Annotated in this window: 18 protein-coding genes; 10 read left to right on the top strand and 8 right to left on the bottom strand. The window is 67.6% G+C overall.

Features of this window, described 5'->3' with window-relative positions:
- Positions 1–30: 30 nt before the first annotated feature.
- The 4 genes from VFW69_RS08500 to VFW69_RS08485 all read left to right on the top strand — a co-directional run bounded on the left by VFW69_RS08500 (position 31) and on the right by VFW69_RS08485 (position 3,693).
- The gene (locus VFW69_RS08500) at positions 31–861 is read left to right on the top strand and encodes a mycofactocin-coupled SDR family oxidoreductase (RefSeq protein ID WP_526500097.1); all 831 of its coding nucleotides are present in this window, start codon (positions 31–33) and stop codon (positions 859–861) included.
- Between the two features lie 7 nt (positions 862–868).
- A complete protein-coding gene (locus VFW69_RS08495) occupies positions 869–1,690 on the top strand; it encodes a mycofactocin-coupled SDR family oxidoreductase (RefSeq protein ID WP_526500095.1) in 822 nt (273 codons plus the stop codon).
- A gap of 58 nt (positions 1,691–1,748) precedes the next feature.
- The gene (locus VFW69_RS08490; protein WP_526500152.1) at positions 1,749–2,513 is read left to right on the top strand and encodes a carboxymuconolactone decarboxylase family protein; all 765 of its coding nucleotides are present in this window, start codon (positions 1,749–1,751) and stop codon (positions 2,511–2,513) included.
- A 259-nt stretch (positions 2,514–2,772) separates the two neighbouring features.
- The gene (locus tag VFW69_RS08485; RefSeq protein ID WP_526500093.1) at positions 2,773–3,693 is read left to right on the top strand and encodes a cation diffusion facilitator family transporter; all 921 of its coding nucleotides are present in this window, start codon (positions 2,773–2,775) and stop codon (positions 3,691–3,693) included.
- 11 nt (positions 3,694–3,704) lie between these two features.
- On the opposite strand, the gene VFW69_RS08480 is transcribed toward VFW69_RS08485, so the two are convergent.
- Genes VFW69_RS08480 through VFW69_RS08470 form a run of 3 tightly spaced genes read right to left on the bottom strand, consistent with a single transcriptional unit; the run spans position 3,705 to position 5,405 of the window.
- Positions 3,705–4,664 carry a cytochrome c oxidase assembly protein gene (locus tag VFW69_RS08480; RefSeq protein WP_526500091.1) on the bottom strand — a complete coding sequence of 320 codons (960 nt, stop codon included), beginning with the start codon at positions 4,662–4,664 and terminating at the stop codon, positions 3,705–3,707.
- Between the two features lie 29 nt (positions 4,665–4,693).
- Positions 4,694–5,038 (bottom strand): DUF732 domain-containing protein, encoded by a 345-nt coding sequence (locus tag VFW69_RS08475; RefSeq protein ID WP_526500089.1) that lies wholly within the window; start codon positions 5,036–5,038, stop codon positions 4,694–4,696.
- A gap of 46 nt (positions 5,039–5,084) precedes the next feature.
- Positions 5,085–5,405 (bottom strand): DUF732 domain-containing protein, encoded by a 321-nt coding sequence (locus VFW69_RS08470; RefSeq protein ID WP_526500087.1) that lies wholly within the window; start codon positions 5,403–5,405, stop codon positions 5,085–5,087.
- A gap of 246 nt (positions 5,406–5,651) precedes the next feature.
- Between VFW69_RS08470 and VFW69_RS08465 the strand changes: the two genes are divergently transcribed.
- Both VFW69_RS08465 and VFW69_RS08460 read left to right on the top strand, forming a co-directional pair.
- Positions 5,652–6,167, top strand: a complete 516-nt coding sequence (locus VFW69_RS08465; protein WP_526500150.1) for a hypothetical protein — start codon at positions 5,652–5,654, stop codon at positions 6,165–6,167.
- A complete protein-coding gene (locus tag VFW69_RS08460; protein ID WP_526500085.1) occupies positions 6,155–6,703 on the top strand; it encodes a GNAT family N-acetyltransferase in 549 nt (182 codons plus the stop codon). The genes VFW69_RS08465 and VFW69_RS08460 overlap by 13 nt, the downstream gene beginning before the upstream one ends.
- Here VFW69_RS08460 and zapE read toward each other — a convergent pair.
- Positions 6,687–7,802 carry a cell division protein ZapE gene (gene zapE / locus VFW69_RS08455; protein WP_526500083.1) on the bottom strand — a complete coding sequence of 372 codons (1,116 nt, stop codon included), beginning with the start codon at positions 7,800–7,802 and terminating at the stop codon, positions 6,687–6,689. The two genes, VFW69_RS08460 and zapE, sit on opposite strands and share 17 nt — an antisense overlap.
- Here zapE and VFW69_RS08450 point away from each other — a divergent pair.
- The 4 genes from VFW69_RS08450 to msrB are packed head-to-tail and all read left to right on the top strand — an operon-like array spanning position 7,801 to position 11,994.
- The gene (locus VFW69_RS08450; protein ID WP_526500081.1) at positions 7,801–8,598 is read left to right on the top strand and encodes a pyrimidine reductase family protein; all 798 of its coding nucleotides are present in this window, start codon (positions 7,801–7,803) and stop codon (positions 8,596–8,598) included. The two genes, zapE and VFW69_RS08450, sit on opposite strands and share 2 nt — an antisense overlap.
- A gap of 14 nt (positions 8,599–8,612) precedes the next feature.
- On the top strand, positions 8,613–10,178 hold the full coding sequence (locus VFW69_RS08445) for an alpha/beta fold hydrolase (protein ID WP_526500079.1): 1,566 nt from the start codon (positions 8,613–8,615) through the stop codon (positions 10,176–10,178).
- Positions 10,179–10,206: 28 nt separating this feature from the next.
- Positions 10,207–11,559: an arabinofuranan 3-O-arabinosyltransferase gene (aftC, locus tag VFW69_RS08440; protein ID WP_526500077.1), complete on the top strand. Its 1,353-nt coding sequence runs from the start codon at positions 10,207–10,209 to the stop codon at positions 11,557–11,559.
- A gap of 9 nt (positions 11,560–11,568) precedes the next feature.
- On the top strand, positions 11,569–11,994 hold the full coding sequence (gene msrB, locus VFW69_RS08435; RefSeq protein ID WP_526500075.1) for a peptide-methionine (R)-S-oxide reductase MsrB: 426 nt from the start codon (positions 11,569–11,571) through the stop codon (positions 11,992–11,994).
- Positions 11,995–12,098: 104 nt separating this feature from the next.
- On the opposite strand, the gene VFW69_RS08430 is transcribed toward msrB, so the two are convergent.
- The 4 genes from VFW69_RS08430 to hemE are packed head-to-tail and all read right to left on the bottom strand — an operon-like array spanning position 12,099 to position 15,974.
- Positions 12,099–12,851, bottom strand: a complete 753-nt coding sequence (locus VFW69_RS08430) for a class I SAM-dependent methyltransferase (RefSeq protein ID WP_526500073.1) — start codon at positions 12,849–12,851, stop codon at positions 12,099–12,101.
- Positions 12,848–13,543 carry a hydrogen peroxide-dependent heme synthase gene (gene hemQ / locus VFW69_RS08425; protein ID WP_526500071.1) on the bottom strand — a complete coding sequence of 232 codons (696 nt, stop codon included), beginning with the start codon at positions 13,541–13,543 and terminating at the stop codon, positions 12,848–12,850. Before hemQ ends, VFW69_RS08430 begins: the two co-directional genes overlap by 4 nt.
- Before the next feature lie 5 nt (positions 13,544–13,548).
- Entirely contained in the window at positions 13,549–14,928 is a 1,380-nt protein-coding gene (locus tag VFW69_RS08420; RefSeq protein ID WP_526500069.1) for a protoporphyrinogen oxidase, read from the bottom strand.
- On the bottom strand, positions 14,925–15,974 hold the full coding sequence (hemE, locus tag VFW69_RS08415) for a uroporphyrinogen decarboxylase (protein WP_526500067.1): 1,050 nt from the start codon (positions 15,972–15,974) through the stop codon (positions 14,925–14,927). The genes VFW69_RS08420 and hemE overlap by 4 nt, the downstream gene beginning before the upstream one ends.
- Positions 15,975–16,009: the final 35 nt, after the last annotated feature.

Below are 16,009 nucleotides of genomic sequence, written 5' to 3'. Positions count from 1 at the left end.
GGCTGATGAACAAGAAACGAGGACGAGCCCGTGGGTTCAATAGATGGCAAAGTCGCCTTCATCACCGGGGTGGCGCGCGGCCAGGGCCGCAGCCATGCGGTGCGACTCGCGCGCGAAGGCGCCAACATCATCGGCATCGACATCTGCGCGGACATCCCCGCCAACGGTTATCCGATGGCCTCCCATGAGGAATTGGACGAGACCGTCGCGCTGGTCGAAGAGGCCGGTGGCAAGATGCTGGGCACCGTCGCCGACGTCCGCGAGTTCGAGCAAGTCAAGGCCGCGATGGATGCCGGCGTCGAGCACTTCGGGCGCCTCGACATCGTGCTGGCCAACGCGGGAATCGCACCCCTGGCGTTTCGGCAGTTGAGCATCGAGGAGGAGTTGGCACAGTGGCGCGCGGTCACCAGCGTCAACCTCGACGGCGCCTATCACACGGCATGGGCGGCGGTCCCGCAGCTGCTGTCCGGTAACCGCGGCGGGGTCATCATCTTCACCAGCTCGACCGCCGGTATCAAGGGTTTCGGCGGCCTGCAGGGCGGCGGCCTGGGCTACGCGGCATCGAAACACGGGATCGTCGGACTGATGCGCACCCTGGCCAATGCCCTTGCACCGCTGAGCATTCGGGTGAATACGGTGCACCCGACCGCCGTCAACACGATGATGGCGACCAACCCTGACATGACCGAATTCCTGGAAAAGAATCCCGGCGCGGGTCCCCACCTGCAAAACCCGATGCCCGTCGGAATGATGGAACCCGAAGACGTCAGCGCCGCCATTGCCTACCTGGTCTCCGACGAGGCGAAGTACGTCACCGGCGTGACCTTCCCCGTCGACGCGGGCTTCTGCAACAAGGTTTGATACGCCGATGACGACGAACAACGCAACGGGCCGGGTCGAGGGCAAACGGGTCTTGATCACCGGGGCCGCACGCGGCATGGGACGCTCGCACGCGGTGCGGCTGGCCGAAGAAGGCGCCGACTGCATCCTGGTCGATATCTGTTCCACACCAGACGGTTTGGAATATCCGCTGGCCACCGAAGACGACCTGAACGAGACCGCGCAACTGGTCGAGAAACACGGCCGCCGTGCGATCACCCATGTCGTCGATGTGCGTGACGAGGCCGCCATGAAGGCTGCGGTCGACGCGGCCGTCGACCAACTCGGCGGACTCGACGGTGCGGTCGCCAACGCCGGCGTGCTCACCGTCGGCACCTGGGACACCACCACCGCCGAGCAGTGGCGGCTGGTCCTCGACGTCAACCTCATCGGCGCATGGAACACCTGCGCGGCCGCACTCCCCCATCTGGTCGCCCAGGGCCGCGGAAGCCTGGTCAACATCAGCTCATCGGCCGGCATCAAGGGAACCCCGCTGCATGTGCCCTATACGGCATCCAAGCACGGTATCGTCGGGATGACTTTGGCCCTGGCCAACGAGCTTGCCGCACAGAACATTCGCGTCAACACCGTGCACCCTACCGGAGTGGCGACCGGAATGGCACCGCCGAGCATGCACACGTTGATCGCCGAGCAGCGGCCCGACCTGGTGCCCATCTTCCTCAACGCCTTGCCCGCACCGTTGATCGAAGCGTGCGACGTGAGCAACGCGGTGCTGTATCTGATATCCGATGAATCTCGTTACGTCACAGGGCTCGAACTGAAGGTCGACGCCGGTGTCACAATCCGATAATCCTCCGAAGCGCGACAGCGCGCGACGTGAACGCGGGCTGCGCACCTTCGCCGACGTGATGACGATCGACCCGCCGGACGGCGACAGCCCGTGCGCGGGCGGGTTGATCGACTTCGTCTTCGGCGAGGTGTGGTCGCGGACGGGGCTCAGCCGCCGCGACCGGCGGTTCGTGACCCTGGCCTGTGTCGCGGCCGCCGACGCGCAGGCCCCCCTCGAGCAGCACATCTACGGCGCACTCAACAGCGGTGACCTCACCATCACCGAAATGCGGGAAACAGTCTTGCATTTCGCCGTCTACGCGGGCTGGCCGAAGGCGTCCCGGTTCAATATCGCCGTGGACATGGAATGGGCCAAGATAGCCGAGGCCCGCGGCGAGCCGCACCCTCCCCCGGAACCCTTGCTGCCGCTGGTCACCGCCAGCGACCCCGAGCAGCGGCTGCAAGGCGGCGAGGAGTCGTTCAAGGAGATCAACTGCCTGCCGTTCGCGCCGATGCGCGACAACCCGTACTCGGGAGCGGGCATTCTGAACTTCGTCTTCGGCGAGATGTGGCTGCGCCCCGGCTTGGGGATGAAGGAACGCCGTCTCATCACCGTCGCCTGCGTCGCCTTCCAGGATGCCGAGATCCCGATCATGTCCCACGTATACGCCGCGCTCAAAAGTGGCGACGTCTCGTTTGAGGAGATGGACGAACTCGCGCTGCAGTTCGCGGCGTACTACGGCTGCGCCAAGGCCGACTACCTCAACCAGGTCATCACGGAACAGAAACAACGGGTGACGGCCGAGAACCAGGCCGATCACGCCCCTGTTGAATTTCAGCCCTGATGGCATCGGTGCCCCCATGACCATGACGTCGGTTCGCGAATACTGCTGGCCTACAAGGGGAATCGTCTCATCTATGTCGGCGACGGTCGCGGCGGCGGCACGGGTGATGCCAAATGCATCAGATCCTCGAGACACAATCGACCGAAGTCGATTCCCGCCAGCCGGTGCTGTCGTGGGGCCAACGCGATCGGGCGACGGTGTACGAACGCGCGTAAGCGCGAGACTTGGGAGCCGCCGGTGAGTCGGGCATGCTGGCGGTATGCATGTGATCAATGGAGTCCGTGACCCGGCGGCAAGCTTTCCCCTCGACACCGCGACCGACGACGCCGGCGAGCGCCGGCAGGCCAACCGCGCCATTGCCTGCAGCGCCGTCGGGCTGGCGCTGACCGGGCTGGTCGAGTTGGCCATCGCGCTGCTGTCCGGCTCGGTGGCGCTGCTGGGCGACGCGCTGCACAACCTGTCGGACGTCTCCACCAGCGTCCTGGTGTTCATCGGCTTCCGTGCGTCGCGCAAGCTTCCCACCGAGCGGTATCCCTACGGCTACGAACGCGCCGAAGACCTCGCCGGTATCGGTGTGGCCCTGGTGATCTGGGGCAGCGCCGTCGTCGCCGGCTCCGAGAGCATCACGAAGCTGCTTCGTCACGGCGGCACCGGTTACGTGGGCTGGGGCATTGGCGCGGCGGTCGTGGGCGTGGTGGGCAATCAGCTGGTGGCCCGCTACAAACTGGTGGTGGGCAAGCGGATTCGGTCGGCCACCATGGTGGCCGACGCCAAGCATTCCTGGCTGGACGCGTTGTCGTCGGGCGGCGCGGTGCTCGGGCTGATCGGCGTGGCGCTGGGCTGGGGTTGGGCCGACGCGGTCGCCGGGATCGTGGTCACCGGGTTCATCTGCCACGTCGGCTGGGAGGTGACCGCCGATATCGCGCATCGGCTGCTCGACGGCGTGGACCCCGACATCATCACCACCGCCGAGGCCGTCGCCGCCTCAGTCCCCGGTGTGACGCATGCGCACGCCCGGGCCAGGTGGACTGGACGGACCCTGCGCGTCGAAGTGGAAGGCTTTTTGAACGCCGACACTCCGCTGGCGGCCGCCGACCAGATCGGTCGAAGCGTCGCCGCGGCGCTTACGCCTGAGATCCCGGAGATGCAGAGCTTCACGTGGACGGCCCGGGCCGCCTAGGTGACCAGACGTCAGCCGCGACGGAACCGCTCCCGCAGCTGCGGGTCGTTCTCCCACCAGAGACCCGACGGCGCAGCGCCTTCGCCCTCGGCGCCTTCGGCGCTGTGCATCTTCGCCTCGGCCTCGTCCAATTCGGCGTCGACGGCGACCGCGTGCGCCTTCTCGTCGCGAGACATCGCGCGCATCAGCAGCAGCACAAACGGCCACCCCACCAAATCCCCAATGATCCATAAGACGCCGGCACCGATCGTCTGGTCGAGCCGCGGGTCCGGACCCCAAGACCGTTGCAGCCCTGCGTAATACGATGTGCCGATCAACGAGCCCTGCCAGATGACCAATCCCAGGACACCGTCACCGAGCGCCTCTGCGACGGTGATCAGCAGCGAGATCGACTGCGGGTACCTGCGGGGCACGGGGTCTTCCTGCAGCCGGGCATAGAAGTAGCCGAAGCCTAATACCACCAACAGGATTCGCGTCGGCGCACCGATCCTCTCGTCCTGCAGGGCCGCGGTGTACCACGGCGTCAGGTACAGCAACCACGGCGTGGCGAGCATCGCCAGCGACGTGGTCGCCGGATGAACGAGCATGCGCGCGAACCGGGTCGCCAACAGCCGATCGATGCGGTCGCGGGCCGCCGACCGAAGGGCGTCGCGAAAAACGGTGACCGGCTTGGCCTGTGCGATGAAGAACGGCACGACGTAGAGCAGCAACAACACCTGCAGCGCACGCACCCAGAACAGGACGTAGGCATAGGCGCCGAGGGCGCTGATCGTGGCCAATACCCACACCAGCATGCCGACGCCGAAGTACCCGGCGTTCGCGGCGCAGACCGGACGTTCGGCGTCGCGACTGCGCCGGTAGCACCAGGCGTATCCGGTGGTGAGCGCTGCGACAACGGCCGCGGAGACGAGGTCGAGATGCCAAGTCTGGACGGCCGCGTCCCACGTCAGCGGTCCGGGATCGACGCGCACGGCATTAGCCTATTGCGCGCCCGGATGGCTCAGTTGCCGGCGGGACCGTCTGGCTTGGGACCGCGGTCCTCACCGGTGATGTACTTCGGGCAGTAATGGGCGGCCGAGAGGTAGGTGAACTTGGCCGCGCTGGCGCCCTGGAAGGCCGGATTCTGGTTGCGCAGGTCCGTCACGATTTTCGCGTCGGACTGGCCGTCGTCGAGCAGGTCACACACCGACTTGCCGATGGTGACCGCGTTGCCGCCGTCCTGATAGGTGATACCGGCGTCGCGGAGGTCTTTGAGAAAGTCCTGATCGTTGTCGACGTCCGCGTGTGCCGGCGCGGCCAGGAGGATCATGGTTGCGAGGCTGGTCAGCCCCAGGAGAAATCGCATAGCGCAGTGATTGTCGCAAACCTGCGGGTGATTGGCATCCCGAGCGCTACGAGGGGTTCGGCGTGCTCGTCGTGATGGCGCTCGGGCAATACGTGCTGGCGGCGATGGCCGCGAACTGGTTGGCCTTGTCCTGGCTCAGCGCGGAGTTCTTGGACAGCAGCGTCTTGACCACATCGGGCATCTGCGTGCCCTGGCCGACCGTGTCGCACACCCATCTGCCCGCGCCCACGGCCTTGCCCGGATCGGAAAAGGTGATGCCTGCCGCCCGCAGCGAAGCGATGAACGAGTCGTCGGTGCTGTCGGCGTGCACCGGTCCGGCCAGGCCGATCGCGACGGCCAGACCACACAGCGTGAGCAGTGGCTTCATGACTCACAAATTCTCCCAGAGCGGTCAATAGCGCGCACGTCCGTGGACGGACCGCTGCACCGAGGCCGGGTCGACAAAGACCGGGTAGAGGCGGATCTGCTCGCTGCGTTGCAAACCCACGCCCGCGGCAAAAGCGCCGCCGGAGACGACTGACCAGTGTGGCCGACCCCTCCCTTTGGCATTAGCGCGTGTGCAATCATGCGAGGGTCCCCTGCAACGGCGTCAAGGAGGCACGAGATGGCGAAGATGCACCGCTGGCTGCTGGTGGCGTCCGCCTTTCTGATTGCCGTTGCCGGCGTCGCAGCGATTCCGATGCCCCGCGCATGGGCCGGCGACGCGCCGATCGGCCATATCGGTGACACGCTGCGGGTGGACAACGGTACGTTCATCGCCGACGTCACCGTGAGCGGCGTGGCGCCCTGCGACCCGCCGCCGGGATTCGGCTACACCCGCGAGGGCACCTTCAGAGGCTTCCCGGGCAGCACCGTCGACCGCGCCGACGTGACCATCCGGGCGATCCGCGTGCCCAATCCGTACGTCATGGCGACCGTCATGAGTTTCAACGGAGTGACCCCGACCGCCGACGCCTACAAGCCGCGGGCCTCGGATGCACCCGACTCGCTGGACAACGTGCTCGTCAACGCCCCGAACGGGGCGATCGTGCGCGGCGGCGTGTACTGGGACGCCTACCGCGATCCGGTTTCCGCCGTCGTCCTGTTGGACAAGAAGACGGGCTACCACCTCGCGCAGTGGAACCTCTGACAGGAACGTTCCACATCGCGCCGGCGGGCTCCGGTGACGCCTTAGAGCTGGCTGCCGTTGCGGCACAGACCTTTCCGTTGGCGTGTCCGCCAGCGGTGAGCGCGGACAACATCGCGTCGTTCATCGACGCAAACCTGTCGGCCGACCGTTTCGACGAGTATCTCAGCGATCCGGATCGCGCCATCGTCACCGCGCGCCAAGGCGGCCGAATTATCGGTTACGCCATGCTGGTTCATGGTGTCTCCGATCACGCCGGCGTACAGCGAGCCGTGCAAACCCGCCCGGCGGCCGAGCTGTCGAAGATGTATGTCCTGCCCGACCGCCACTCCAGCGGGGCCGCGGCGGCGCTGATGGAACGCATGCTGGCCGTCGCGACCGACTGGGGTGTTCGCTGCGTGTGGCTGGGCGTGAACCGGGCAAACCAACGCGCACAACGCTTTTACCTCAAGAGCGGGTTCACCATCGCCGGCACCAGGACGTTTCAACTGGGCACCGACGTCGAGAGCGACTATGTCATGATCAGCGAGCTGGGTTAGCCGCGGCGGTCAGCGCCAGGAGCCGGGAAGTGGCCCGTAGGTACTTCTTTCGGTATCCCCCGGCCAGCATCTCCTCGCTGAAGATCGTGTCCAGCTTTGCACCCGAGGCCACCACCGGAATGCCCGCGTCATAAAGCCGATCGGTCAGCGACACCAACCGCAGCGCGACGTTCTGATCGTCGATGCCGTGCACGCCGGTCAAAAACACCGCGCTGACCCCCTCGATCAGCGTCAGATACCGCGACGGATGCATGGTGGCCAGGTGCGCACACAGGGTATCGAAATTGTCGAGCGTCGCGCCGTCGATCCGCGCGGCGCGCGCGGCCACCTCGTCGTCGGACAGCGGCTGGGGCGCCGGCGGCAGGCCGCGGTGCCGGTAGTCGGGCCCCTCGATCCGCACTGTCGTGAAGATTCTTGCCAGCGTGCTGATTTCGCGCAGAAAATCTTGTGCCGCGAAGCGGCCCTCGCCGAGCTGCCCGGGCAGCGTGTTGGAGGTGGCGGCCACCGACACGCCGCGCTCGACCAGCGACGAGAGCAGCCGTGCGATCAGCGTGGTGTTGCCCGGGTCGTCGAGTTCGAATTCGTCGATGCAGACCGCCGTGTAGTTGGCCAGCAGGTCGATGCACTCGACGAAGCCGAACACCCCGGCCAGCTGGGTCAGCTCGCCGAACGTCGCAAACGCCTTGGGAGCCCGGCTATCCGGTGCCCCACCCGGCCCCTCACCCGGCAGCCGGTAGTAGGCCGACGCCAGCAGGTGCGTCTTGCCCACACCGAACCCGCCGTCCAGGTACAGCCCGACGCCGGGCAGAATTTCGCGCCGGCCCAACAGCTTTCGCCGCCCGGCGCGCCGCTCAATGGCCTGGCGGCAGAAGTCCTGACACGCGACCACCGCGGCGGCCTGCGTGGGCTCCGCCGGATCGGGCCGATACGTCGCGAAGCTCACGCCGGCGAAGGTCGGGGGTGGTCGCAATTGGGCGATCAACCGTTCCGGCGACACCGTCGGGTGCCGATCCACCAGGTGATCCGGGCCGCCCGAAGCGCCCGCGGAGGTGGACCCGTGCATGCAGGAACTGTAGCGGCGTGCTGCAATCAGACTCATGCCCGACTCTGGCGGCCCCGCGAGTTTCGCGACCTCCGCGACGTCAGAGACACCGCTGTCGTTGCTGGGTTCGGTACGCGGGCTCGACGACGGCGACCTGTCCCGGCTGTACGGCTATCCCGAACACGACGGGACGTGGGTACGGGCGAACTTCATCACCAGCGTCGACGGTGGGGCCACCTCGGGCGGCAGCAGCGGCGCGATGGGCGGCACGGGCGACCGGTTCGTCTTCAACCTGCTGCGTGAACTCGCCGACGTCATCGTGGTGGGCGCGGGCACCGTGCGGATCGAGGGTTACTCCGGCGCGCAGGTCGGCGTTGCCCGGCGCCAGCGCCGGCAGGCCCGCGGACAAAGCGAGGTCCCGCAACTGGCAATCGTGACCGGATCGGGCCACCTCAACCGGGACATGGCGGTGTTCACCCGCACTGAGGTGCAGCCGCTGGTGCTCACCTGCACCGCGGCGGCCGAGCAGACGCGCCGCGCGCTCAGCGGCCTGTGCGAGGTACTCGACTGCTCCGCCCGCGATCCCGAGAAGATCGATGAGGCCGCCCTGCTGGCGGCCCTCGGCGCGCGCGGCATGCGCCGCATCCTCACCGAGGGCGGGCCGACACTGCTGGACTCGCTGATGCAGCGCGACATGCTCGACGAGCTGTGCCTGACGATCGCGCCCTGCCTCGTCGGCGGCCAGGCACGCCGCATCGCGGCCGGTCCGGGCCAGCTGCTCACCCGGATGCGGTGCGCCCACGTACTGACCGACGACGCCGGCTACCTGTACACCCGCTACGTCAAGGCCTAGCTACTGTGGTCGGCATGAGTCGGCCGTACACGTGCGCCACGATCCTGGTTGCGGTGACCGCGCTGCTGGCCGGCTGCGTCCCGGGCCTGGCAGCCGATCCGCGGTTCGCCACCGACTCCGGTGCACGACCGCAGGGGGCGGCGACCTCGAAGCCGGCGCCCAGCGGCCCACCACCGATCGCCGCACCCAAGAACGACTTGGCGTGGCACGACTGCACCTCACGGGTGTTCGCCGACGCGGCGGTTCCCGCCGCCGCCGGCGTCCGGTTGGATTGCGCGAACTACGACGCCGACCTGGATCCGGTCAACGGAGGGGGCGGCAGCCTCAGCATCGGCGTGGTGCGCGCCCGCTCGAACCAGACACCCCAGGACGCCGGGCCGCTGGTCTTCACCACCGGCTCCGATCTGCCGTCCTCGGCGCAATTGCCGATCTGGCTGTCCCGGGCGGGCGCCGACGTGCTCGCCACCCACCCCATCGTGTCCGTCGACCGCCGGGGTATCGGGATGTCGAGCCCCATCGACTGCCGCGACAAGTTCGACCGTCAACAGATGCGCGACCAGTCGCAATTCCAGACCGGCGACGACCCGGTGGCCAACCTTTCCGAGGTCTCCAACACCGCCACCACCAACTGTGGCGACGCCGTCGGGATCGGACCGAACGCGTCCTCCTACGACGACGCGCACGCCGCCTCCGACATCGAGCGGTTGCGCACCCTGTGGGACGTGCCCACCCTCGCGCTGATCGGCATCGGCAACGGCGCGCAGGTGGCGCTGGCCTACGCCGGATCGCGGCCGGACAAGGTGGCCCGGTTGATCCTCGACTCACCGGTTGCGTTGGGCACCAACGCCGAGGCCGCCGCCGAGCAGCGGGTCAAGGGGCAGCAGGCCGCCCTCGACGCCTTCGCCGCGCAGTGCATCGCCGTGAACTGCGCGCTGGGCGCGGACCCGAAGGGTGCCGTCAGTGCCCTGCTGGCCGACGCCCGCGCGGGTAAGGGCACCGGTGGCTCGTCGGTTGCGCAGGTGGCCAACGCCATCACCGTCGCGCTCGGCTATCCCGCCGGCGGCCGCGTCAACGCCACCACCAACCTGGCCAACGCGCTAGCGGGCGCCCGCTCGGGCGATACCAACGCGCTGAACAATCTGATCAACCACGCCAACGCCATCCAGGACTCCGACGGCCAGTTCGTCAACGTGTGCAGCGACGCGGTCAATCGCCCCACGCCGGACCGCGTGCGCGAACTCGTCGTCGCCTGGGGCAAGCTTTACCCCGACTTCGGTACCGTCGCCGCGCTCAACATGGTCAAGTGCGTGCACTGGCCCACCGGCTCGCCGCCGCCCACCCCGAAGACACTCAAGGTCGACGTGCTGCTGCTCGGTGTGCAGAGCGACCCGATCGTCGGTACCGACGGCGTCGCGGCGACCGCGGCCAGCATCATCAACGCCAACGCGGCCAGCAAGCGGGTGATGTGGCAGGGCATCGGCCACGGCGCAAGCATCTTCTCGGGCTGCGCTGTTCCGCCGCTGATCGGCTACCTCAACAGCGGCAAATTGCCCAACACCGACACGTACTGCCCGGCCTGACGCTGCTTTCGGGCCTGCGTAGCCGCCGGTGTACGGTGCGCTGGTGACGGCAGCTGAATCGACCCGAACCGGCTTGCGTGATTGGACCCTGGCCGCCTTCAGTCCCCGCACCGGCCCGCTGAGCACGTCGACGGTGCTGCGGTCGGCGCTGTGGCCGGTGGCCATCATGTCGGTGTTGCACCGCAGCATCATCCTCACCCTCAACGGCAACATCACCGACGACTTCAAACCGGTGTACCGCGCGGTCCTCAACTTCCGGCACGGCTGGGACATCTACAACGAGCACTTCGACTACGTCGACCCGCACTACCTGTACCCGCCGGGCGGCACGCTGTTGATGGCGCCGTTCGGATACCTGCCCTTCACGCCGTCGCGGTTTCTGTTCATCCTGATCAACACCGTCGCAATCCTGATCGCCTGGTACCTGCTGCTGCGGATGTTCAAATTCACGCTGGCTTCGGTGGCCGCCCCCGCCCTGCTGCTGGCCATGTTCTGCACGGAGAGCGTGACGAGCACGCTGGTGTTTACGAATATCAACGGCTGCGTGCTGCTGGCGGAGGTGCTGTTCATACGGTGGCTGCTGGACGGGAGGGTCGGGCACCAGTGGTGGGCCGGCTTGGTGATCGGCCTGACGCTCACGCTCAAGCCCGTGCTGGGCCCATTGCTGTTGCTGCCATTGCTGAATCGCCAGTGGCGGACGCTGGTGCCGGCCATCGCGGTCCCCGTCGTCGTCAACGTGGCCGCGTGGCCTTTGGTGAGCGATCCCATGGACTTCGTCACCAAAACGGTGCCCTACTTCCTGGGCACCCGGGACTACTTCAACAGCTCAATCGAGGGCAACGGCGTGTACTTCGGCCTGCCCACCTGGCTGATCGTGTTCATGCGAATCCTGTTCACCCTGCTGATGATCGGTGCGATGTGGCTGCTGCACCGCTACTACCGCACCCGAGACCCGTTGTTCTGGTTCACCAGCTCGTCGGGCGTGCTGCTGCTGTGGTCGTTCCTGGTGTCCTCACTGGCCCAGGGCTACTACTCGATGATGCTGTTTCCGTTTTTGATGACGGTGGTGCTGCGGAACTCGCTGATCCGCAACTGGCCGGCATGGCTCGGGATCTATGGCTTCATGGCGCTGGACGACTGGCTGATTTACAAGTACATGAGGTACGGCCGCGCGCTGCATTACCTCAAGATCACCTACGGCTGGTCGCTGCTGCTGATCGTCGCCTTCACTGTGCTGCTCTTCCGTTACCTCGACGCCAAGGCCGACAACCGGTCGGAAGACGGCATCGATCCCGCGTGGCCGATTGCCGAGCGCGAGCGGGACGCGGTGATCGCAGGCGCGGCGGAGCCGGGCGCGGCGGGTCACAGCCATTCGAGCTAGCGTGGAGGCATGACCTCCCCCGACGTGTCGCAGCCCAAGGTGCGACTGAGCGACGACGAGTGGCGCAAGAAACTCAGCCCGGAAGAGTTCCACGTGCTGCGCCAAGCCGGCACCGAGCGGCCCTTCACCGGTGAATACACCGACACCAAAACCGAAGGCGTGTACCAGTGTCGGGCCTGTGGCGCCGAATTATTCCGCAGCACAGAGAAATTCGAGTCGCATTGCGGCTGGCCGTCCTTCTTCGACCCGGCCAAATCCGACGCGGTCATTCTGCGGCCCGACCATTCGATGGGCACGACGCGCACCGAGGTGCTGTGCGCAAACTGCCACAGCCACCTGGGCCACGTGTTCGCCGGTGAGGGCTACCCGACGCCGACCAATCAGCGCTACTGCATCAACTCCGTGTCGCTGCGGCTGGCGCCGGCGGGCGGATAGCCCGCGGGTCGTTTCCCCAGAGGCCTTCCGCGACATATAAACCACGCACACGACACGCCGACATGGGTGTGCGTGGTCTATATCTCGAGCCGGCTACGGGCGATTCAGTCAACCCGGGTGGCGTGCACTTCCCAGAACGGGGCGTGTGCCCGATCGCCCTCGAGCCACGGCTCGATCACCCGGAAGCGCTCCAGCAATTTCTCCGCCTGATCGGCCATGTCCGGGTTGCGCTTGGCCATCGCCTCGATGGACTCGACGCTGACGTTGACCCGGTAGGTGGTCGTGCCCAGATAGGTGATCTCCCAGCCACCGTCCGGAAGCACATCGCGAAAGTCGTTCTCGGACAACGACCGCAGCATCTTGAAGCCATTGACGTTGTGTTCACCGAACTCGAACATGTACAGCCGCGCGCCCGGCTTGGTGGCACGGTGCAGCGCCTGCACATAGGACCTGCGCAGCTCGGGCTCGGCGCTGAAGGTGTGGTAGAAGGCGCAGTCGACCACCGTGTCGAAGCGGCCGTCGAACCCGTCCAGCTTCGTCGCGTCGGCCAGCTCGAAATTAACCGAAACCCCGGCCTTTTGGGCGTTCTCCCGGGCGCGCTCGATAGCTCCCGCCGCGCCGTCGATGCCGGTCGCCGAATATCCCTTGGACGCGTAATAGATGGCGTGATGGCCCGGGCCAGTGCCCGGGTCGAGCACCTCACCCTTGACGGCGCCCAGCGCGACGAGCTGCTGGACCACCGGCTGCGGGCCACCGATATCCCACGGTGTGGCGGTGGGCAGGCCGTGCGACGTCCGCGAGTCGCGGTACATCTCCTCGAAGCGGGTGGGATCGGTCGGATCGAATGCGGTTGTCATGGCAGGGCGTTCACCAGCTGCTCGACGGGAATCCGGGGGCCGGTGAAGAAGGGCGTCTCCTCGCGGGTGTGCCGGCGGGCGTCGGTGGCGCGCAGTTCGCGCATCAGGTCGACGATGCGGTGCAGTTCGGGCGCCTCGAACGCCAGGATCCACTCGTAGTCGCCGAGCGCGAACGCGGGAACGGTGTTGGCACGCACGTCCTTGTATTCGCGGGCGGCCATGCCGTGCTCGGCGAGCATGCGGCGGCGTTCCTCGTCGGGCAGCAGGTACCACTCGTAGGACCGCACAAAGGGATACACGCAGATGTAGGCACCGGGTTCCTCGCCGGCCAGAAAGGCCGGGATGTGGCTCTTGTTGAACTCGGCCGGCCGATGCAACGCCACACTGCTCCACACCGGCGAACTGGCCCGCCCCAGCGCCGTGGTGCGCCGGAAATCGGCGTAGGTGGCCTGCAACGCCTCGACGCGTTCGGCGTGGGTCCAGATCATGAAGTCGGCGTCGGCCCGCAGGCCGGCGACGTCGTACAGGCCGCGCACCACGACGCCGCGCTCCTCCTGCTGCTTGAAGAACGTCGACGCTTCATCGATGACGTCGTCCCGCTGGTCACCGAGCTCACCCGGCTCAACGGAGAACACCGAGAACATCAGGTAGCGGATCGTGGAGTTGAGCGAGTCGTAGTCGAGCTTGGCCATGGAACCTATCGTGCCACCCGCGCGTCCAAGTCTCCGATGGCCCTGATCACACGCTCGACCGCGCGCCCGGCCGCACCGACGCAGGCCGGCACGCCGATGCCGTCGAGGTAGCTGCCGGCCACGGCGAGCGTCGGGGGCAGCCCCGCGCGCACCTCGGCGACCAGATCGGCATGGCCGGGCCCGTACTGCGGCATCGCGTCGATCCAGCGCTGGATAAGGACGTCGACGGGGTCGACGGTCAGCCCGAACACGGTGGCCAGGTCACCCAACGCCCAGGTCAGCAGCTCGTCGTCGGACGTGTCGGCCGCCACGCGATCGCCGAACCGCCCGAACGACAGCCGCAGCAGCTGCGCGTCACCGCCTGCACCACCCCACTTGCGCGACGACAGCGTGATGGCCTTGGCCCGCAACCGCTCACCGGTGGCCACCAGCACGCCCGAACACTCCGGGAACGCGGTATCGCCCGGCACGGCGAGCGCCATCACCACCGACGATGCACTGCTGATGCGCCCGGCGGCGGCGACGCTGCGCGGGGCGATCTCGGCCAGCAGGCGACAACACTGCGCCGCCGGCACGGCCAGGATCACCGCATCGACGGCCCAGTGAGCGCCGGTGTCGTCGATCACCGACCAGCCGGCGTCGGTGGGCTCGAGCCGCGACACCGCGGCGCGCACCCAGCGCGGCCGACCCCGCGCGACCAGCTCATCGATCAGCACCCGGTAGCCGCCCTGCAGCGACCCGAACACCGGCGCGCCGGTGGCCGGCGGCAGCGCCTGCCCTACGGCTTCCGTCAGGCTGGGGGCGCCACGGTCCAGCGCCGCCGCCACCGTCGGGGCGGCCGCGCGCAGGCCGATGGTGGCCGCCGAACCGGCATAGACCCCGCTCAGCAGCGGATCCACCGACCGGGACACCACCTGGTCGCCGAATCGCTCACCCACCAGGTCGGCCACCGCGGGGTCGCTGCCCGGTTCCCACACCAGCGGGCGAGTGGGTTCGGCCTCGATGCGGGCGAGGTTGGCCTCGTCGACCAGTCCCGCCACCGACGCCGCCGACGACGGGATCCCGGCCACGGTGCCGGCGGGCAGTGGGCGCAACTCCTGCCTGCTGTAGATCAGCGGGCGTGCGCCGGTCGAAACCCGCTGGTGCTCAGACAGATTCAGTTCAATCAGCAGCGCCGGCAGCTCGGGGCGACGCAGCACGAAAGCCTCGGCACCCACATCCATCGGCACCCCGCCGACCAGCTCGGTGCGCAGGACCCCGCCGAGCCTGTCTCCCGGATCGAACAGCGTGATCGCCGCGTCATCGCCGGCCGCCATCCGGAGCCGATAGGCCGCCGTCAGACCCGAAACACCGCCCCCCACAACGCAATACGAGGGAGAACTCATAGGGAGTGGACCAGCGACACCAGCTCGGTCAGCACGCCGGGGTCCGTTTCGGGCAGCACGCCGTGGCCAAGATTGAAGATGTGACCGGCGGCGCCGGCGTCGATCGCGCGGCGGCCGTCGTCCACGACAGCGCGCGCCGCGCGTTCCACCACCGGCCAGCCCGCCAGCACCACTACCGGATCGAGGTTGCCCTGCAACGCCGTACCGGGTTGCACGCGGGCGGCCGCGTCGGCCAGGGAGGTTCGCCAATCCACGCCCACCACGTTCGCACCGACCGACGACATGGCGCCCAGCAGTTCGGCCGTGCCGACCCCGAAGTGGGTCATCGGCACGCCGTAGTCGGCCAGCGCGGCGAACACCCGGGTGCTGTGCGGCTGCACATAGGCGCGGTAATTCGCCAGGGACAGCGCCCCCGCCCACGAGTCGAACACCTGAATGGCGTCCACCCCGGCCTCCAGCTGCACCCGCAAAAAGCCCACGGTGACGTCGGTCAGCTTCTCCATCAGCACATGCCAGGTGTCCGGCTCGGCCAGCATCATCGCTTTGGTGCGCTCGTGGTGTCGACTGGGACCGCCCTCGATCAGGTAGGACGCCAAGGTGAACGGGGCACCCGCAAAGCCGATCAGCGGAACATCGCCGAGCGCGGACACCAGCAGCGACACCGCGTCGCAAACCGGCGCAACGCGTTGCCGCTCAAGGGGTTTGATCGCCGCCACATCGGCGGCGGTGCGCACCGGCGACTCGATGACCGGCCCGACCCCGGCGACGATGTCCAGGTCGATCCCCGCACCGAGCAGCGGCACCACGATGTCGGAAAACAAGATCGCCGCGTCGACGTCGTGGCGGCGCACCGGTTGCAGGGTGATCTCGCAGACCAACTCGGCGTCGAAGCAGGCCGACAGCATGTCGGTCTGGGCCCGCAGCGCCCGGTATTCGGGCAGCGAGCGACCGGCCTGCCGCATGAACCACACCGGTACCCGGTTGGGTTTGCGGCCGGTCACGGCCGCCAGATACGGCGACTCGGGGAGGTCGCGGCGAGTACTCATCAGCCTTAATGCTGCCATGACCGGAGAACACCGAA

Source organism: Mycobacterium sp. (assembly GCF_036273375.1).
Classification (GTDB): domain Bacteria; phylum Actinomycetota; class Actinomycetes; order Mycobacteriales; family Mycobacteriaceae; genus Mycobacterium.
This window is presented reverse-complemented; position numbering and strand designations above follow the sequence as displayed.